The following is a 17,627-nucleotide window of genomic DNA, read 5'->3' on the forward strand; positions in this document are numbered from 1 at the left end:
GATCGTCAAAAGAGTAACTTAAAAGTTTGAGCATCTTTACCGCTAGAAAGGGTGAAGGTGCTCGGATTATGTGGTTTTAGTAACTAAAAAGGGAGAAGGGAAGAATACACCGCGCTTGGGACCCTATGAGGCATGGATGCCGATTAGGAGCTTACAGGGATGTATTCACAGCGTGTCTCGAGTGCGGTGTATTCTTTCCTTCCACCCCAGTAGTAAGAGTAGTACTTGTAAGGGGTTGGTAAGTGCCGAAGCCAAAAGCTATTACGATAGATGATGGGTTTTCTAGAGTTAAATTTCTAAAAGGAAGAACTCCCGAAACAACGGATGAGGAAGCTAAAGATGCATTTGCCTTATTGTCCGAGTATAGGGATGGTGGAATATACGTAGCCCACTATTCAGGGAATAGCGAGTGGGAAAGACACACCAATGGAGATGAGTTTGTTCAAGTTATAGGTGGGGAAACAGCTCTAATTCTTCTCGTTAACGGTGATGAGAAGCGGAACGAATTATCAGCCGGGCAAATATTGGTTATACCAAAAGGTATCTGGCACCGATTTGAAACACCTGGCGAAGTAAAAGTTATGACTATCACCCCGCAGCCAACTGAGCACAGTATCACTAAGCCATGCGATACTTAAGAAATAGGATCATTCTACATGCTGCAGCGGTTTGCAGTACAAGAGTACGTGCTGTTAGCTGGGGCTTTCAACCTTGATCTATAGGGTTCTAAAAATGCAGGTAAACCAAGTATATCGCTTGTCCTCGTGTATATTTGGCTCTCGAATTGTTAGGTGTTCACTAATAGCTCAAACAAAAAAGGCCACAGATAGTGGCCTTTTTTAATTCTGTTTTAACCTTTTAGTTATACTTTTGGAGTTCTGGTGTTTGCTATCCACTCGTCAATAATTTCCTCCAGGGCATCCAGTGGTACTGGGCCGTTGGCCAGAACTGCATTGTGGAATTGGCGAATATCAAACTTTTCTCCCAGTTCTTTTTTGGCTTTCTCGCGGAGCTGTAAAATTTTGAGCATGCCAATTTTGTAGGCTGTTGCCTGGCCGGGTAATACGATATAACGCTCGACTGCTTTAATCACATCCCCCTCAGGATTAGGGGTGTTTTCCATCAGGTATTGTATGGCTTGTTCTCGGGTCCACTTCTTAGTGTGAATTCCGGTATCGACTACAAGGCGTCCTGCTCGCCACAACTCCATGGCGAGGCGCCCAAAATCTGAGTAGGGGTCTTGGTAGAGTCCCATCTCTTTTGGCACCATTTCAGAGTAAAGGCCCCAACCCTCGGTATAGGCGGTATAGTGACCATATTTGCGGAATTTAGGGATATCTTGTAATTCCTGTGTGATAGAGAGCTGCATATGGTGGCCGGGGATACCCTCGTGGTATGCCAGTGCTTCCATCTGGTAACTGGGCATATCGTCCATGTTGTAGAGGTTGGCATAGTAGATGCCTGGGCGTGATCCGTCGGCAGCAGGTTGCAGGTAAAAAGCTTTACCGGCAGATTTCTCCCGGAATGGTTCTACCGCTCTCACATCGAGGTCCGCTCTAGGTTTGGTGATAAATAACTCGTCCAGCCTACCCTTCATGGTATCGATAATGGTAGTAGCCTTCTCAAGATATGCAGCTTTCCCCTGTTCAGTGGTCGGGTAATAAAATTGCTGGTCGGTGCGCATAAATTCGAAGAAGTTTTTCAACTTACCTTCGAATTTTACTTTACGCATAATTTCACGCATCTCATCATGGATGCGAGTCACTTCTTCAAGGCCAATCCTATGAATTTCTTCGGCTGTCATATCGGTAGATGTGTAAAAGCCGAGGCGAAAATTATAAAAGTCACTGCCATCTGCCAGTTTCCAGGCGCCATCATCAGTAGTTGCGCGTATCTCAAGCTCTTGCAGGTAGTCGATTAGGGTTTTATAGGCGGGGCCAGTGTTGTCTTTTAGTGCTGTTTTAGCTTTATCTATTAAGGACTTTTTCTGCTCTTTACTGATATCGAGACTTTCTACTTTTCCCTTAAAGTCAGCAAATAGAGGGCTGTCCTTTTTTCTGTCAAAAGGAGCACCAGTAATTAGGTTTTGTGCATCTCCAATAACATAGGGGAAAACGAATTTTGGGATAGTGGTGCCAGCTTTGGCGTTTTCTTCCAGTTGGTCTTGCAGCTGTGCGAAATACTGGGGAATTCTATTTAAGCGGGAAATATAAGCTTCGGCATCCCTGATGTTATCGATACGGTGCTGGCTGATAAGTGTTGAAGCGGCGCCGGTATGGGTGGCGAACATTTGGTTGACTGGATAATTATGATTTCGCCACTTATAGGCTTCGATTTCTTGTTGCAAAGTGCGTTTTGCCAGTCGAAGATTAAGTTGGGTAGGTCGATCCAGTATAGCGGGATCAATTTTATTCAGCTCGGATAATTGACGCTTATTAATTTCATGGGTTTCTTGCGCAAACTCAGGAGTTAGATCATTCCATTTGCCGTACTCCTCTTTCAGACCCAAGAATGTTTTGAATTCAGGGCTGCGGTCTAGATGCTCCTGGAAGAACTTATCGAATAGCAAATTGACCTTCTTGCTGGCCTCACTCATTTCTTTGCTGACTTTCGGGGGAGGTGACTGATTAAGTGCACTTTCCTCTAAGGGGGCAATCTTATGTGCATCTGCATTGTTGGTACTATCGTTGCAGCCCGTGAGGATGAGTGAGCTTACTGCCGCTGCAATCAGAGTTACTTTTAACTTCATGAGTACAATCCTTGCGTTCAAAGAGTAGCTCTTACTTTTTTATCATTATTTTTGCAGTTAATGGACTTTTTTATGTAAAAGCATCCCATTATTTGGTTTTGTGGATATAAATTCAGCAGAAAATAAGAGCGGTGCACTTTTTTGGTATGGGGAATACTGGGTATGTTTTATTTTGGTGCTTTTATACGACAGTGGCGGCTAAGGTGAGCTGAAAATAGGGGGGTTGAAATAAGACCGCAGTGCCAATCATGCTGGGAGCTGGTGATTGCTTAATAAGAAGTCCGGAGTGTCATTCCGGACTTCCCTGTAAAACAATAAATGCCATATTGTAAAAACTATACAGAATTTTTACTTCTGCAATGCTCTACTGACGATAAGAAAAAGACAGACAAGTAGTTATCAGGTACTTATCTGTCGCTTCTATTATTTATTGTTGGGTTTTTACTTTTGCAACCCACTCATTAACCAGTTCTTCCAGTACATCCAAGGGGACTGGGCCACTGGCCAGGATAGTGTCGTGGAAGCCGCGAACATCAAACTGATCACCCAGTTCTGTTTTGGCTTTTTCACGCAGCTCGACAATTTTCAGCATACCGATTTTGTATGCGGTCGCTTGGCCAGGCATGACGATATAGCGTTCGATCGCTTTAACCACATCGCCTTTCGGGTTCGGGGTGTTCTCTACGAGGTAGTCGATCGCTTGCTCGCGGGTCCATTTCTTGGCGTGAAGGCCGGTGTCTACCACCAATCGGCCAGCGCGCCACAGTTCCATAGCCAGGCGTCCAAAGTCAGAGTAGGGGTCCTCATAGAAGCCCAATTCCTTGGGTACCAACTCGGAGTAGAGACCCCAGCCTTCGGTATAAGCAGTGTAACCACCGTATTTACGGAACTTGGGAATATCCTGTAATTCCTGAGCGATAGAAAGCTGCATATGGTGGCCGGGGATACCTTCGTGGTAGGCCAATGCTTCCATCTGGTAAGACGGCATATCGTTCATATTGTACAGGTTGGCGTAGTAGATACCTGGGCGCGAACCATCGGGAGCCGGGCGCTGGTAGAAGGCCTTACCCGCAGATTTTTCGCGGAAGGCCTCTACGGCTCTTACATCGAGATCGGCTTTGGGCTTGGTGATAAACAGTTCATCCAGGCGGCCCTTCATGGTGTCGATAATTGCGGTGGCCTTTTCCAGGTATTCCGCTTTACCTTCCTCAGTAGTGGGGTAGTAGAACTGCTTGTCGGTGCGCATGAACTCGAAGAATTCCTGCAAGTTACCTTCGAACTTCACCTTGCGCATAATCTCGCGCATTTCGTCGTGAATACGGGCAACTTCCTTAAGACCGGTTTGGTGGATCTCATCGGCAGTCATATCCGTAGTGGTGTAAACACCGAGGCGGAATTTATAGAACTCTTCGCCGTCTGCCAGTTTCCAGGCGCCGTCGTCAGTGTTGGCTTTTTTCTCAAGCTCTTGCAGGTAGCTGATTAATTTTTCGTAAGCGGGGCCGGCGCTTTCAGTCAGGGCCTGGCTGGCTTTATTGACCAGTGATTTCTTTTGATCTTCACTGATTTCCAGCTTTTCTACTTTGTCTTTAAAGTCTGCAAACAGTGGGCTGTCTTTTTCACCGTTAAAAGGTGCACCGGTGATCAGGTTGCGGGAATCGCTAATAACGTAAGGGAATACAAACTTAGGTACGATTGTGCCGACTGCAGCATTGGCTTTCAGTTGTTCTTCCAACTGGGAGAAATACTTGGGCATACCGTTCAAGCGGGCGATATAGGCTTCTGCATCGCTGACATCATCAATACGGTGCTGGCTGATCAACAGTGTGGCGGCGCTGGTATGGGTGGCATACATCTGGTTAACAGGGTAGCCGTGGTTACGCCACTTGTAGCCATCAATATCCTGTTGCCAGTTGCGTTTTGCCAGGCGCAGGCTCAGGCGGGTAGCGTCATCCAAGGTGGAAGGATCAATTTTATTCAGTTCCGCCAGCTGACGCTTGTCGAGCTCCAGGGTTTCCTTGGCAAATTCTGGGGAGAGGTTATCCCACTTATCGTAGTCTTCTTTTTTACCCAGGAAAGTTTTGGTCTCTGGACTGCGGGCGAGGTGCTCCTGGAAGAAGTCCTCGAACATCTGGTTTACGCGTTTGACTGCGGCTGGGTCCACTTTTCCTGCGACTTCTTGAGTCGCCGTGCTTTCCGTGGCTGTGGCGGTTGCACTCTGCTCGGCTGTGTTCGGGGCGCCGCGGTCACAGCCGCTGATTACCAGCGCGCTTATGGCGGCTGCGATCAGGGTTGGTTTCAACTTCATGAGCATATTCCCAGTGTTCGGTTCTTCGTTGCTAATTTGTGCCACTCCAGTGGCATTCTTTAGGTTGATTGCCTAAATCCCCCACACTTTATGCGGGATGTGTAGTGCAGATCAGCAGGTATTGTGCTGACTGGAGCAGCATTTGGCCAGTAGTGGGGAGAATTTGATTGGGAGGAGGGCATTAAGAAATAAAAAAAGCGGGCACATGGCCCGCTTTTTCTGGTGACTTCGGGATTAAGCGAAGTTCTGGTTTACAAACTCCCAGTTCACCAGGGCCCAGAAAGCTTCCATGTACTTCGGGCGCAGGTTGCGGTAGTCGATGTAGTAAGCGTGTTCCCAAACATCGCAGGTCAGCAGGGGAGTAACGCCTTCTTCAGTCAGCGGGGTTGCTGCGTTGGAAGTGTTTACAATAGCGACTGAGCCGTCAGCATTTTTTACCAGCCAGGTCCAGCCGGAGCCGAAGTTGTTCACAGCACTGGTAGTAAATGCTTCTTTGAACTGGTCGAAGCTACCGAAGGCTGCGTTGATAGCCTCGGCAATCGCGCCAGTGGCTTCGCCGCCACCGTTAGGGCTCAGGCAGTTCCAGTAGAAAGTGTGGTTCCAAACCTGGGCTGCGTTGTTGAACACACCACCGGAAGAGGACTTGATCACGTCTTCCAGAGATTTGTCAGCGTCAGCAGTGCCTTCCAGCAGGCCGTTCAGCTTGTCTACGTAGGTTTTATGATGTTTGCCGTAGTGGTACTCCAAAGTTTCTTCGGAGATATGCGGTGCCAGGGCGTTCTTAGCGTAGGGGAGTTCAGGCAATTCGAAAGCCATGGTGTTTTCCTTCCTTTGTCTGAGGGTTATTGGTGAGGGCATTCTACACGTGCCGCATCTCAGAATTAAGCCGGCGCGATGGATTAGGGAAGTTTGGGACGATTTCCTCAAACACAAGGGGGGAAGTTTTTGCTGTCAGCTCTATTCGACTGTCGTCTATTATTACTGACGACCGCTTACTTTTTCGTCAATTTTTGGTATAACTGCCGCAGAATTCGACGAATCTGAATGGATTCTATTGTCATATATTTCTGAAAATACGGTACCGGAAAGAGCAGCATAGAACTGGCGGGTACCGGACTCATCAGCACAGTTATCGGGTGTATCGAACCATGCAACGCAAAGAGCCCACACTGGGCGGCAGCGCCGCTCTTGAACCATCACTGGATCTCACTACCAGCGAAGAAAGGAGTGATTCACCAGAGCCCCAGGTGATCGTGGAGGAGCGCCGAGGTGGTTTCTCTTTCTTGGGGCTATGTGCCCTGATTATGGCGATGGGTGGCCTGGGTGCCTCGGGTTTCCTGTACCAGCAATGGCAGGACAGCCGGACCCTGTTGAGTGATGCTGAGACTCGTATTGCCGATGCGGAAAACCGTATTGCTGAACTGGAGAAGCGCTTTAGCCTCTCCGATGAGGAATCTACGGCATCGGTCGAAGTGCTGAATGCAAAAGCCAAGGAAAACTCCTCGGAGATCCGCAAACTGTGGGGTGTTGCCTATGACACCAACCGCAAGAGTATCTCGGCAAATAAAACAGCAGTCGCGGCTAACAAAAAGCAAGTCGCCGCTCTTAGCACAAAGCTCAGCGGCCTCGAGTCCAGCGTGAAGAAAATCGCCGCTGTAGAGGCTTCGCTGGCAGAGTTGCGCAAGGGCAATACAGATTCCCAGCGTGAGATGACCGACAAGCTTGCACGCCTGGAGCGCCAGCTGGCTTCAGTGCGCAGTGACCTGACTATGCGTGTCGGTGCGAATGAAGAGGCTGTAGAGTCTATCGATGCTTACCGCCGTTCGGTGAATAAGGATCTGGTGCAGCTTCGCGATGCGATTCGCTCCCTGCAGTCCAGCGGTGATTCCACAGCTTCATCCATGTAGTTTTCCGGTTGAGTTAAAAAAGGCGGACCTGGTGTCCGCCTTTTTTATTCCGTTTTCCCTTAAGGTGAATGGGATTTCTGGGAATATCTGGGTCAATAACCCTACATTTCGTGTAGAATCGCCGGCCTCGAGACGTTAATCGGAGTTGGCAATGACCACTATCCGCCAGGATGATCTGATCGGCAGCGTGGCCGATGCGCTGCAATTTATTTCTTACTACCACCCACAGGACTTCATTCAGGCCCTGAACAAGGCTTATGAGAAAGAGGTCAACCCGGCGGCCAAGGACGCCATGGCCCAGATCCTGATCAACTCACGCATGTGTGCCGAGGGCCACCGCCCAATCTGTCAGGATACCGGCATTGTCACCGTGAAGTTGAAAGTGGGCATGAATGTGCGTTGGGAAGCGGATATGAGCGTTACCGATATGGTTAACGAAGGTGTTCGCCGGGCCTATCAAAATGCCAGCAACGTGCTGCGTGCCTCTATTCTGGAAGATCCAGATGGTGCCCGTAAGAATACCGGAGACAATACTCCGGCGGTGATTCACTATGAAATCGTTCCCGGTGATACCGTAGAAGTTTATGTGGCAGCTAAAGGCGGCGGCAGCGAAGCCAAAACCAAGTTTGCGATGCTGAACCCATCTGACTCGGTGGTTGACTGGGTGCTGAAGATGGTTCCGCAGATGGGTGCCGGCTGGTGTCCGCCCGGCATGCTGGGTATTGGTATTGGCGGTACCGCTGAGAAAGCGATGCTGTTGGCCAAAGAATCCCTGCTCGACCCCATCGACATTCAGGAGCTGCAAGAGCGCGGAGCCTCTAACCGCGCTGAAGAGCTGCGTCTGGAACTCTATGATTCCGTCAATAAACTGGGCATCGGTGCCCAGGGCCTGGGTGGACTGACCACTGTGTTGGATGTGAAGATCAAGGATTATCCTACCCACGCTGCCAACAAGGCTGTAGCGATCATCCCCAACTGCGCGGCTACCCGTCACACCCACTTTACCCTGGATGGCTCCGGGCCCGCACGCCAGACTCCGCCTAAGTTGGAAGACTGGCCGGAAATTACCCGCGAAGCGGGCAGCAATACCCGTCGGGTAAACCTGAATAACATTACTGCAGAAGATATCCAAAGCTGGCAGCCCGGTGAGACCCTGCTGCTGAACGGCAAGATGCTGACTGGTCGCGATGCGGCGCACAAGAAAATGGTAGATATCCTCGCCAAAGGCGAGAAGTTGCCTGTGGATCTCACCGGCCGCTTTATCTACTACGTAGGCCCGGTAGATCCGGTGCGCGATGAGGTTGTTGGTCCCGCTGGTCCAACCACCGCTACCCGTATGGATAAATTCACTCGCACTATGCTGGAAGAAACCGGCTTGGCGGGGATGATCGGTAAGGCGGAGCGCGGCCCCATGGCAATTGAGGCGATCCGCGATAATAAAGCGGTATACCTTATGGCCGTCGGTGGCGCTGCTTATCTGGTTGCCCAGGCGATTAAAGGCTCCGAAGTTATCGCCTTCCCTGAGCTGGGAATGGAAGCGATTTACGAGTTCGAAGTAGAAGATATGCCGGTAACTGTGGCTGTCGACAGTCAGGGTGAGTCAGTACACACTACTGGCCCGCTGATCTGGAAAGCCAAGATTGCCGAAGGTGAGGTGTAACGCTTCCGCCATTTAAAGAAAAGGCCCCAACAGGGGCCTTTTTTATTGGAATTTATTGCCTTGCTCAGCTAAGTCCGCCAGCATCAGTTCGCGAATAATTGGTATAGGTGCACTGCCATAGCTCAGGAACATCTCGTGGAACCCCTTGAGACTAAAGTTGTTGCCCATTTTCTTTTTGATTTCCTCACGCAGGGCCAAAATATCTGTAAAGCCAGCAAAATAGCTGGTGAGCTGCACTTGGCTTAAGGTCGCCCTGCGCCATTTGCCCTCTGCTTCAGCCTGTTGTTGAAAGGCATCCCTGACCATTAACTTCATCGCCTCTGCTTGGCTGATACCCTTTACCTGTACCTCATAATCCAAAATGGTATTAGTGATAGTGCGCAAGTTCCACTTGTAGTACATCAGCCACAGCTCGGGGGAAAAATTACCGTAACCCGCATCCAGCATCATGCGTTCCGCATAGACGGCCCAGCCTTCGATCATGGCAGTATTGCCGAGAATAGTTTTCAGGATACTGGGGGACTGATTGGCGTAAACCAGTTGAGTGTAGTGCCCGGGGATCGCTTCATGGATATTGAGTATCTGCAGGATATAGTCGTTGTACTCTCGCAGTAAGCTCTCCGCCCGTTGATCGGAGTAGGTCTCTATGGGCATCACGTTATAATAGGTATTTGCATTTTTATGGTAGGGGCCAGGCGCATTAATGGAAGCTACAGCAAAGCCTTGCATGTAGGCTGGAGTTGTTCGAACTACCAGTGGCTTTTCCTTGTCCAGGCTTAACAGGTTTTTTTCGGTCACGAACTTTGCCAGCTCCGGGATCTGTTGCTCTACTTTTTCCTTGAAAGTTTCTTTGGTGGCATGATATTGGGAAAGCTTGTTCAGCAGCTTTTCAATTTTTACCAGTGGCTCGTTGGGTGGGGAGTCAGAAGGAAAGTATTTTGGCCAGAGTTGATCGGCAAGCTTGGTCATTTTATCGTGGGTTAGCTGCTTCTCTATGATGGCGCGCTGGTATAGTTCAGCAGCGCTCATTCCAATATTGATATCAAACTGGAATTTTTCTTCGTAGAGTTTTTCACCGATACGAAAATCACGGAATTTTCCGGATTTAGTCAATTTCTTTTGCAGGTTTTGTAGGAAGTGGATATAGCTTTGAATCGCTAAGCGGGAATCGTGCATTCGCCGCAGGAAAATCTCCTTTGCGTCCGCAGGCATCTGACTTTCTTTAACCGTTTTTTCCAGCTCTTCACCAAAGACTTCCAATGAGCCTGTACTCTGTTGAATTGCTAATTCAAGCTGTGGCGCTGCCGGACGATAGATAGCGGCCTTAGCGGCCTGATAGTACTCGGGCACTTGCAGCATACGAGTGCTAACGGTATGTAGGCGCTTTAGAAGTGGCGCATAGTCGGTGTTTAGGATCAGGGCAAAAGAATGGGAAACATTATATATGGATGGGTCCCATTGGTATGACTTAAAGCGGGTATATTGCCATTGCAGTCGATGCAGAAAATTTTCTATAAGAGCGAGATTACTGCGTGAATTGATATTGAGCTGGCTTTTATCCAAGGCTGCAAATTTGCGTTCATAGATTTGAGCAAAGTCCAATACAAATTCACGATAACTCTTATCGGGCACCTGAAGCTCTTTGGCTACTTCATAGTAGCCTTCACTGAGCGCCCAGGATGGGAATAGATTCCATAGGCCGTGTATAAATTGCTGACAGAGCTGCTCGAATGCCAGGTTTGTCTCGGAGCGCATTTCCTCCAGGATAACCTTCTCAGGTGGAGGAAGGCGCTCTCTATCCACTTGCTGGCGCTCACAGGCTCCTAGAGATACTAGAAGTAGTAATAGGCTGAGGTGCGCTTTCATGACAATCCTCACGTTAATCTGCCGATGTCGACCCAAGGCTGCGGTGGCCATAGATCGTCCAATATTTTTAGCATGCGGTTCCATTTTGTGATGGTAAAACCGGATAAAATGCGTTTTTGAGCCCTGTACTTGTTTCGTTAAGGGGGGGCGGGTAGAGTGAGGCCGGCCCAATTGAGCCGATAATAAACAAGGTTTTGAGGACCGATTCATGACCGAACTAGCTCAACAACAATGTGAAGCCTGTCGTGCCGATGCGCCGCTGGTGAGTGATGACGAACTGCCAGGACTGCTACGGCAGATTCCCGACTGGACGCCGATGACCCGTGACGGAATCATGCAGCTGGAACGCGTGTTTAAGTTTCGTAACTTTAAGCAGGCTCTGGCGTTTACCAACCGTGTCGGCGCGATTGCTGAAGAGGTGGGGCATCACCCCGCACTGCTGACTGAATGGGGTAAGGTTACGGTTACCTGGTGGAGTCACGAGGCTAAGGGCCTGCACAAAAATGACTTTATCATGGCTGCTCGCACCGATGAGCAGGTGGATGCCGCTTAACTAGTATTTCTTGTGGCGCCTATATCCGGCTTTGGGAGGCGATGGACCATTTGAAATAGCACTCACCGGTTCTTGGTAATCTTAGGGCTGGTGAGCATCCCAATTTAGCCCCTTTTCCCCCAAGGCTAGGGGTGTCGTCTAAAGGGAGATAAGTCTTGTCAGAGTATACTTCAACGGTGACCTGGAAACGCGACGAGCAGATTTTCACCGATAATCAATACAGTCGCGCCCACACCTGGCAATTTGATGGTGGGGCATCTATCCCAGCCTCCTCTTCCCCCCATGTTGTACCCATTCCCTATTCAGTAGTTGAAAACGTTGATCCAGAAGAAGCTTTTGTAGCGGCTCTGTCCAGCTGCCATATGTTGTTTTTTCTATCGATTGCAGCCAAGCGAGGGTTTGTGGTTGATGAATATTGCGATGAAGCTATAGGAATTATGGGGGCTGATAAGGATGGTCGAATTGCTATGACTAAAGTTACCCTGCGTCCTTCAGTGCGCTTCTCCGGTGAAAAACAACCCAGTCGCGAGCAGTTAGAAAAAATACATCATCTTTCCCACAAACAGTGTTTTATTGCGAACTCCGTGAAAGCTGAAGTGGTGACAGAGATCCAGGAAGTTCCAATTTAAGGAGCCTATAGCGGTTTGGTTGTCGCTGGGTACTAGGTAGGCTTAGCGGCACTATTAATTTGTTTATTTTTTTCGGCGATGTATGTACACAATTATTGAGAAAGTAGCTTCTACCGAGGATTTCCTCAAACTGCGAGAGATAACAGGCTTAACCCCCAGAAGCCGTGAAGCAGCGGAAAAAGGCCTTCCAAATAGTTTGTATGGTATCCATATAAAAAGACAATCTGAAACTGTCGCTATGGGGCGGGTAGTGGGGGATGGCGCACTTAATTTTGAGATAGTGGATGTTGCTGTCGATCCAAAATTCCAAGGTATTGGTCTGGGGCGTCAGATCATGGAGCACATTATGGCTTACCTGGATCGAGAAGCCCTTCCTTCAGCATATATTACGTTGATGGCAGATGTTCCCGAGCTTTATAGAAAATTTGGATTTGAATTGAGCCGTCCAGACACTGAAGGGATGTATCTTATCAAATAATGGCACAGAGCTATTATTGTGGATTCGAAGTTGGCTTTACATCAATGAACGAATGATTGATTCAGTGTTGGCTATATCGTTTATGGTATTGAAATCATTTAGGTGTTGAATAGGTTGCTTGTGTTTCATCATACAGTTGATTCCTTTAATTGCGTTACTTTGGATCTCGAGAATTTTTCTGGTACGGAAAATCAGTTCTTGGTTGAACTGGTAGCCATTATAGAAGTATCCAGAGTTAACAGACGAAAGTTGATATGGATAGATCTCCGAGATGCACTTACCCGGTTTATCCCGATATGCCTAAAGCATGGTTTTACATTTCATAGCTGTCGGGATTCTGCTACAAGGCTGGTTCTTAAGCTTCAGGAAGATGCATATGTTCCCTTCTACCCAACCCATACGGTGGGAGTTGGGGGATTCGTACTTCTTGATGGGCAACTGCTCTGTGTCCAGGGCCACAGTGCAGCATCGAGCCCGAAGCTGCCTGGAGGAACCGTTGATCTGGGTGAAAAGATAGCCGATGCGGTGATTCGTGAGGTTTATGAGGAGACCGGTGTGTCCTGCGAGTTTTCCTCAGTACTAGGATTTGCTACCCGATTTCCTACGAATTTAGGCTATACGGATATCTACTTCGTATGTGAATTGAGCGCCTTAAATCGGGATATTGTAATAACAGATACGGAAGAAATTAAGCATGCTTCCTGGGTAGATATTGACCACTATTTAAATGGAGGGCATATCTCAGCATTTAATAGACATGTAGCTGAAATGTCCATGCAAAGGCTTGGTTTAACCCAGGTCAGCCAGGATTCTTACAAGGATCCCTTCGCAAAGCAGGAAATATTTTGGACTAATGCCTAAAAGGTCCAAATGATTGGTTGAGTATATATCGCAGTTTAACCACTTACTTTTGAGGCAGGGGGAAAGACTAAGCTGCATTCTAAACACATTGTGAATTCTTCATTCTCATTGAGCCCAGAACGCGGCGTATGCTTTTCTTTCTCTTATGATTATTAAATTATTAGTGGGTTAAATGGTTAGCTGGTGGAAAGATGGAGTGTTCCTATGAAAGGCAAATTTATAGCAATTTTAATTGCCGCAGTTTGGAGTTTGACTGCTCAATCCAATGAGTTAACTATTGGTGAGCGCAAGGTCATTGTCTCGCAAATTCTCGAAGAGAGAAGGGAGTATTGGATTTCTCTTCCCGCATCCTTTAAAGAAGGTGGATATAAAGATTATCCGGTTCTTTATTTACTTGATGCAGATTTTAATAGTTTCTTTCATGTCTTCACAGGTATGGTTCGGCAGCTGAGTTCTGATGCCACTCCAGTAATTCCTGAAATGATTGTTGTAGGTATCGTAAGTCAAGAGCGTGTAAGAGATAGTTCACCTACTCGATCGCTAACTGAATATGGTGGACGTAAAAATCAGGCGCTATCCAATACAGGGGGCGCTGATCAATTTCTTGAGTTTTTAAGAGAAGAGCTTATCCCAGAGATAAACGCGGAATATCCGACATCTGGGTATCAAATTCTTGCAGGTTACTCATTTACAGGTTTACCTGTTATCCATAGCTTATATTCATCGCCTGAAGACTTTAATGCGTATATCGCTATTGATCCAAGTATGTGGTGGGATGAGCAGATTATGTTAAAGCGGTATTCTGAATTCCTACAAGGTAAATCAACTGAAAAGCGCAGGCTGTTTATCTCTACGTCAAAGAGAGTAGAAGGTGTATATCCTGATGAAAACTATGTTGCAGAATTTATCAGGCTGCTAAATGAGAAGCCTAAGAAAGGGCTGTACGTAGATTCAGTAACCTATGGGACAGAAGAAAATCATCATACAATGCCCGTTATTAGCTTTTATAGAGGGCTTCGATCAATTTTTGATGGTTATATGATCGATGATCAAGCTAGATTTCGCCCCGTAGTGAATGTTAAAAATCACTTCGAACAGTTTTCAAGAAAGCTCGGAGGAACGTTCATGTTGAGGGAAGATGTTATTAGTTTCTTTGGCTATGATCGTCTCTATAATGATCAGTTTGGCATAGATGTTGATAAGGCAATAGAGTTTTTCGAATTGAATACACAGTTTTATCCAGGTTCATATAAGACCTGGGATAGCTTGGCTGAAGCTTATATGGTAAAGGGGAAGAAAGAGCTTGCTATAGATTGCTATAGAAAATCATTGTTAATTAATCCTGATAATGAAACAGCAAGAAATAGAATGGCTCAACTTGAGGTCGATTAGATTTATTTTCAGTAGTTATGCTTAACCTGGTGATCTGAAGTGCTGCCGTTGCCCTAAAGTCAGATCCCCAAGCTATTTGATGCTGTTTTGTCTGAGTTTTATTGAGCTTGATCTCGGGAGCCTCTGAATAACTCCGTGATACCTCTGGCATGCAGAGCGGTTCATAATCAAGGCGCGGCTTCGCAGGATTGTCTAGACCTTTCAAGAAATCGCAATGTGGAGTGTGAATCGCTCTGCAAGCCCCGAAGGGCGGGCCTTGCAGGCCACAGCTGCTGCGTTGCAGCTTTTGCAAAGGGCTACGGCCATTCGCGGCAAGCTGCGTCTTACATCTGCAGCCTTCAAGACCCGTAGAGTCATTGCGGAGTTATTCAGAGGCTCCCTAGTTATCTAAAATTAAGTTGTTCTCTGGATTGTAGTAGCAGTAATCGTAGTCCAAGTTCTTGCGAAAACAGTAGGGGTCTATAGCATCAGTGTTCGACCACAACCCAAGGCCGTAGTAGTAAGCAAATTCCTGCTCGAGTTCAAACTCGCTGCCGCAATAGTATTCATAATTCCAGGCAGCTCCCCGTATTACCATTTCTTGATTGATATTGTACCCATTCACATGCAGATACCCAGTTTCCCGACCATAGATGTCTTTCCCTGTAGATTCAAAATCAACTGAACCAAATGACAATAGGTCGCTTAGGGTTTGAGTGGCTTCGGGGCCGTACGTTTGGGTGCTGGGGTTGGTCTCAGGGGCATCAATGCAGTTCAAGCGTATTTTTACATACTCATTGTCGACGTAACCGTGAACTGTATCGCCATCAATAACTTGATAGTTTGTTAGCGGAGCTGCCTGACTAGAAGTGGATAGGACCGCCATGATAAGTAATTTTTTCATTATGTTTATCCTCGATAGAGTTACATGGCGCAGCATAGGTGTGGGTTGTTACGGGGCTATGTAGGAATGGTGATGGAAATATAAAGCTCTTAAATTTCTGATAAGGCGTTTTTTGATTTTTTGATTTTTTGATTTTTTGTTTTTGCTAAGAAGTGCATAGCGAAGGGAGTGACATTGGTTGGCAAATAACGTGGCTTTTTTGGCTGAATATACCTCGATCTTAAAATATATTTGAATGAGATCGAGGGAGATGTGGTGGTTATAGAGAAAATTTTAATTCTAAAGTATGAATATCATGTGGGTTAAGTAAATATTATTTCACTTTCTTTTTTCTGCTAGGCATTATTATTTTGGTTGCATAACATAACGAAGCGTATTCAAGGAAGCTCTATGAAGAAGTTAAAATATGCCTGGGTTATTCTCTGTGTTTTTATTGGTTTGCCGGCTAAGGCTTATGATCAGGAATTTGATTATTTTATAGAGGTATCTAATGCTGAGCTGCTTAGGCGAGATCCTGAGTTGGCATTGATTCATCAAGTGCATGAAGAAATAGGGCTTTTATCACCTGGCATTACACCAATATCTCTACAGTATAAAGCTAAAACACTTGCGTTATATGTCAAAGTGCTGGCTAAGTTAAAGTCATTTGATAGACGGAAGTTGAGTGAGGTGCAGAAGGTTGATTATGACTATTATTTATGGTTTTTAAAGAATTACTTGTCGGTTGAGGGGCAGCCTCAATTTAGAGTTAATGCATTTACTGCGATTAGTGCTTGGTATGTCTTCCAGAGCTTTAATCTTGATGATGTTAGTGGTGTTGAAAACTATTTAGCACAAATGAAACGCTTGCCTTCATATTATTCTTCAATAAATAGTTGGCTGTCTGTTAGGGCACGATTGGGAATAATTGATGATAAAGAAACAGTGATATGGGTTAGTGATACACTTGAATTTTGGAATGAAGTTCCTGAGCAAGACAACATCTATCTGTTATTTGAGTCAGCCGTAAATGAAATGGCCGTTTCTGACTTGCAAAAAGAAGAGTGGTTGCTCCAGTGTAAAGATATCTTAGCAAATCAGATAGCACCAGCCCGTGCAAAAGTATCTAGTAAGCTCTTGAAGTTGCTACCAAACGCACCCGAAAACCCTGGGTTTTCCCAGTACCCGGGAGGAAATGAATTTTACAATAGGCTGTTAAGTAGGTTTGTCGGTCTTCCACAAGATGCCCATGAAGCACATCAAATTGGGATTGCTGCTCTGAAAGATATTCACACTGAAATATATTCTGAGTTTGAATCACTTGGTTATGATGTCTCAAATGATTTGCCGACGCTATATGAGATGGCTCGCCGGGATTCACCGCAAATTGCCAGGGAAGATGTTCTGAGTGTATTTAAGACGTTGTTAGATGAGGCAGCAGGGAAAAGTGCTGGTCTGTTTCCTGATTTTCAGTACCCTGAATTGGAGTTCATAGAATCGCTTGGCTATGGGTACCGTCAGGCTAGCGGAGGAGAAAGTGCAGTGATCTTTGTAGATACTTCTGTAGATACCACCTTATTGGAATTGCCCGGATTTGTTTACCATGAGGGAATACCTGGCCACCATGCGCAATTTTCATTTACGGGTAATTTAGACCTGCCCCTATTTAGGAGTATTACCAATATTTCAGGTTTCTCTGAAGGTTGGGGGTTGTACGCAGAGCGTTTAGCCTTTGAGCAGGGTTGGCATGACAACAATCCGTATGGAAACTTAGGAAGATTACAAGCAGAGGCCCGCAGGGCAGCCCGCTTAGTGGTGGATACGGGTATAAATGCAAAAGGATGGGATCTAACTGAGGCCGAAGAATATTTTTCTCAAGCTACAGGGCTGGTAGAGTGGGAGGTTTTTAAAGATCTTAATCGCTTTGTTTTTCATCCCGGCCAGGCAAGCTCATATCATATTGGTTTTACACATATTCTTCAGTTGCGTCAGAAAGAGCAGGAGAAGGTCAATTTTGATATCAAAGAATTTCATGGAAAAATTTTGAAAAATGGCGTTATACCACTCAGCTTGCTATCCGATCAGTTTAGTGGTTCACAATAGGTTCTATTAGTTTTATTTATGGTGAGGGGGCTTTATTGAGGTCCCTCGCTTACTATTTTATATCTCTTAAATATCTCATATTAATACAGCATTGGCAGGTGTTACCATAGATAAAATTCTCAGTTTCCATCTCTGTCTTTTTTTGGTCTGCTAATATACTCATTTGCTTCAAATTCCAAATCTTCGCATAAAGCCCTAATGCGCTTGCGCACCTCCGGGAAGTATTTGGCAGTCAGCATCCGTAAAATAGAACTTTATTTGG

General features: G+C 46.5%; 15 protein-coding genes. 10 read left to right on the forward strand and 5 right to left on the reverse strand.

The window, feature by feature from the left end; genetic code table 11:
* The first annotated feature begins 242 nt into the window (after nt 1–242).
* Nucleotides 243–638 (forward strand): cupin domain-containing protein, encoded by a 396-nt coding sequence (locus ACJJIZ_RS08395; protein ID WP_444915820.1) that lies wholly within the window; start codon nt 243–245, stop codon nt 636–638.
* 224 nt (nt 639–862) lie between these two features.
* Here the strand turns inward: ACJJIZ_RS08395 and ACJJIZ_RS08400 are convergent, their stop codons facing one another.
* The 3 genes from ACJJIZ_RS08400 to sodB form a co-directional block, all read right to left on the reverse strand.
* Nucleotides 863–2,749 carry a DUF885 domain-containing protein gene (locus tag ACJJIZ_RS08400; RefSeq protein ID WP_444915821.1) on the reverse strand — a complete coding sequence of 629 codons (1,887 nt, stop codon included), beginning with the start codon at nt 2,747–2,749 and terminating at the stop codon, nt 863–865.
* 427 nt (nt 2,750–3,176) lie between these two features.
* Nucleotides 3,177–5,054 carry a DUF885 domain-containing protein gene (locus ACJJIZ_RS08405; RefSeq protein ID WP_444894804.1) on the reverse strand — a complete coding sequence of 626 codons (1,878 nt, stop codon included), beginning with the start codon at nt 5,052–5,054 and terminating at the stop codon, nt 3,177–3,179.
* Between the two features lie 234 nt (nt 5,055–5,288).
* Nucleotides 5,289–5,870 (reverse strand): superoxide dismutase [Fe], encoded by a 582-nt coding sequence (gene sodB / locus ACJJIZ_RS08410; protein ID WP_108732228.1) that lies wholly within the window; start codon nt 5,868–5,870, stop codon nt 5,289–5,291.
* 332 nt (nt 5,871–6,202) lie between these two features.
* On the opposite strand from sodB, the gene ACJJIZ_RS08415 reads away from it, so the two are divergent.
* Both ACJJIZ_RS08415 and ACJJIZ_RS08420 read left to right on the forward strand, forming a co-directional pair.
* On the forward strand, nt 6,203–6,961 hold the full coding sequence (locus tag ACJJIZ_RS08415) for a coiled-coil domain-containing protein (RefSeq protein ID WP_282931689.1): 759 nt from the start codon (nt 6,203–6,205) through the stop codon (nt 6,959–6,961).
* A gap of 151 nt (nt 6,962–7,112) precedes the next feature.
* A complete protein-coding gene (locus tag ACJJIZ_RS08420) occupies nt 7,113–8,621 on the forward strand; it encodes a fumarate hydratase (protein ID WP_444915822.1) in 1,509 nt (502 codons plus the stop codon).
* 42 nt (nt 8,622–8,663) lie between these two features.
* On the opposite strand, the gene ACJJIZ_RS08425 is transcribed toward ACJJIZ_RS08420, so the two are convergent.
* Nucleotides 8,664–10,487 carry a DUF885 domain-containing protein gene (locus tag ACJJIZ_RS08425; RefSeq protein ID WP_444915823.1) on the reverse strand — a complete coding sequence of 608 codons (1,824 nt, stop codon included), beginning with the start codon at nt 10,485–10,487 and terminating at the stop codon, nt 8,664–8,666.
* Nucleotides 10,488–10,695: 208 nt separating this feature from the next.
* Here ACJJIZ_RS08425 and ACJJIZ_RS08430 point away from each other — a divergent pair, with 208 nt between their 5' ends.
* The 6 genes from ACJJIZ_RS08430 (at nt 10,696) to ACJJIZ_RS08455 (ending at nt 14,791) form a co-directional block, all read left to right on the forward strand.
* Entirely contained in the window at nt 10,696–11,040 is a 345-nt protein-coding gene (locus tag ACJJIZ_RS08430) for a 4a-hydroxytetrahydrobiopterin dehydratase (RefSeq protein WP_108732232.1), read from the forward strand.
* A 155-nt stretch (nt 11,041–11,195) separates the two neighbouring features.
* Nucleotides 11,196–11,669, forward strand: a complete 474-nt coding sequence (locus ACJJIZ_RS08435; protein ID WP_413664800.1) for an OsmC family protein — start codon at nt 11,196–11,198, stop codon at nt 11,667–11,669.
* Between the two features lie 82 nt (nt 11,670–11,751).
* Nucleotides 11,752–12,147, forward strand: a complete 396-nt coding sequence (locus ACJJIZ_RS08440; RefSeq protein ID WP_444915824.1) for a GNAT family N-acetyltransferase — start codon at nt 11,752–11,754, stop codon at nt 12,145–12,147.
* A 120-nt stretch (nt 12,148–12,267) separates the two neighbouring features.
* Nucleotides 12,268–13,008 (forward strand): NUDIX domain-containing protein, encoded by a 741-nt coding sequence (locus ACJJIZ_RS08445; protein WP_444915825.1) that lies wholly within the window; start codon nt 12,268–12,270, stop codon nt 13,006–13,008.
* Nucleotides 13,009–13,212: 204 nt separating this feature from the next.
* Nucleotides 13,213–14,400, forward strand: coding sequence for an alpha/beta hydrolase-fold protein (locus ACJJIZ_RS08450; protein WP_444915826.1), 1,188 nt, complete (start codon nt 13,213–13,215; stop codon nt 14,398–14,400).
* Nucleotides 14,401–14,614: 214 nt separating this feature from the next.
* Nucleotides 14,615–14,791, forward strand: a complete 177-nt coding sequence (locus tag ACJJIZ_RS08455) for a hypothetical protein (RefSeq protein WP_444915827.1) — start codon at nt 14,615–14,617, stop codon at nt 14,789–14,791.
* Here ACJJIZ_RS08455 and ACJJIZ_RS08460 read toward each other — a convergent pair.
* A complete protein-coding gene (locus tag ACJJIZ_RS08460; protein WP_444906071.1) occupies nt 14,780–15,283 on the reverse strand; it encodes a thermonuclease family protein in 504 nt (167 codons plus the stop codon). The two genes, ACJJIZ_RS08455 and ACJJIZ_RS08460, sit on opposite strands and share 12 nt — an antisense overlap.
* Before the next feature lie 390 nt (nt 15,284–15,673).
* Here ACJJIZ_RS08460 and ACJJIZ_RS08465 point away from each other — a divergent pair, with 390 nt between their 5' ends.
* Nucleotides 15,674–17,365, forward strand: coding sequence for a DUF885 domain-containing protein (locus ACJJIZ_RS08465; protein ID WP_444906070.1), 1,692 nt, complete (start codon nt 15,674–15,676; stop codon nt 17,363–17,365).
* Nucleotides 17,366–17,627: the final 262 nt, after the last annotated feature.

The sequence above is a fragment of the Microbulbifer maximicatervae (SeqCode) genome (genome assembly GCF_052467225.1).

Bases quoted from the DNA above. Each gene is read 5' to 3' on its own strand.
- ACJJIZ_RS08400 (WP_444915821.1), bottom strand. From the start codon at position 2,749: ATGAAGTTAAAAGTAACTCTGATTGCAGCGGCAGTAAGCTCACTCATC.
- ACJJIZ_RS08405 (WP_444894804.1), bottom strand. From the start codon at position 5,054: ATGAAGTTGAAACCAACCCTGATCGCAGCCGCCATAAGCGCGCTGGTA.
- sodB (WP_108732228.1), bottom strand. From the start codon at position 5,870: ATGGCTTTCGAATTGCCTGAACTCCCCTACGCTAAGAACGCCCTGGCA.
- ACJJIZ_RS08415 (WP_282931689.1), top strand. From the start codon at position 6,203: ATGCAACGCAAAGAGCCCACACTGGGCGGCAGCGCCGCTCTTGAACCA.
- ACJJIZ_RS08420 (WP_444915822.1), top strand. From the start codon at position 7,113: ATGACCACTATCCGCCAGGATGATCTGATCGGCAGCGTGGCCGATGCG.
- ACJJIZ_RS08425 (WP_444915823.1), bottom strand. From the start codon at position 10,487: ATGAAAGCGCACCTCAGCCTATTACTACTTCTAGTATCTCTAGGAGCC.
- ACJJIZ_RS08430 (WP_108732232.1), top strand. From the start codon at position 10,696: ATGACCGAACTAGCTCAACAACAATGTGAAGCCTGTCGTGCCGATGCG.
- ACJJIZ_RS08440 (WP_444915824.1), top strand. From the start codon at position 11,752: ATGTACACAATTATTGAGAAAGTAGCTTCTACCGAGGATTTCCTCAAA.
- ACJJIZ_RS08450 (WP_444915826.1), top strand. From the start codon at position 13,213: ATGAAAGGCAAATTTATAGCAATTTTAATTGCCGCAGTTTGGAGTTTG.
- ACJJIZ_RS08455 (WP_444915827.1), top strand. From the start codon at position 14,615: ATGTGGAGTGTGAATCGCTCTGCAAGCCCCGAAGGGCGGGCCTTGCAG.
- ACJJIZ_RS08460 (WP_444906071.1), bottom strand. From the start codon at position 15,283: ATGAAAAAATTACTTATCATGGCGGTCCTATCCACTTCTAGTCAGGCA.
- ACJJIZ_RS08465 (WP_444906070.1), top strand. From the start codon at position 15,674: ATGAAGAAGTTAAAATATGCCTGGGTTATTCTCTGTGTTTTTATTGGT.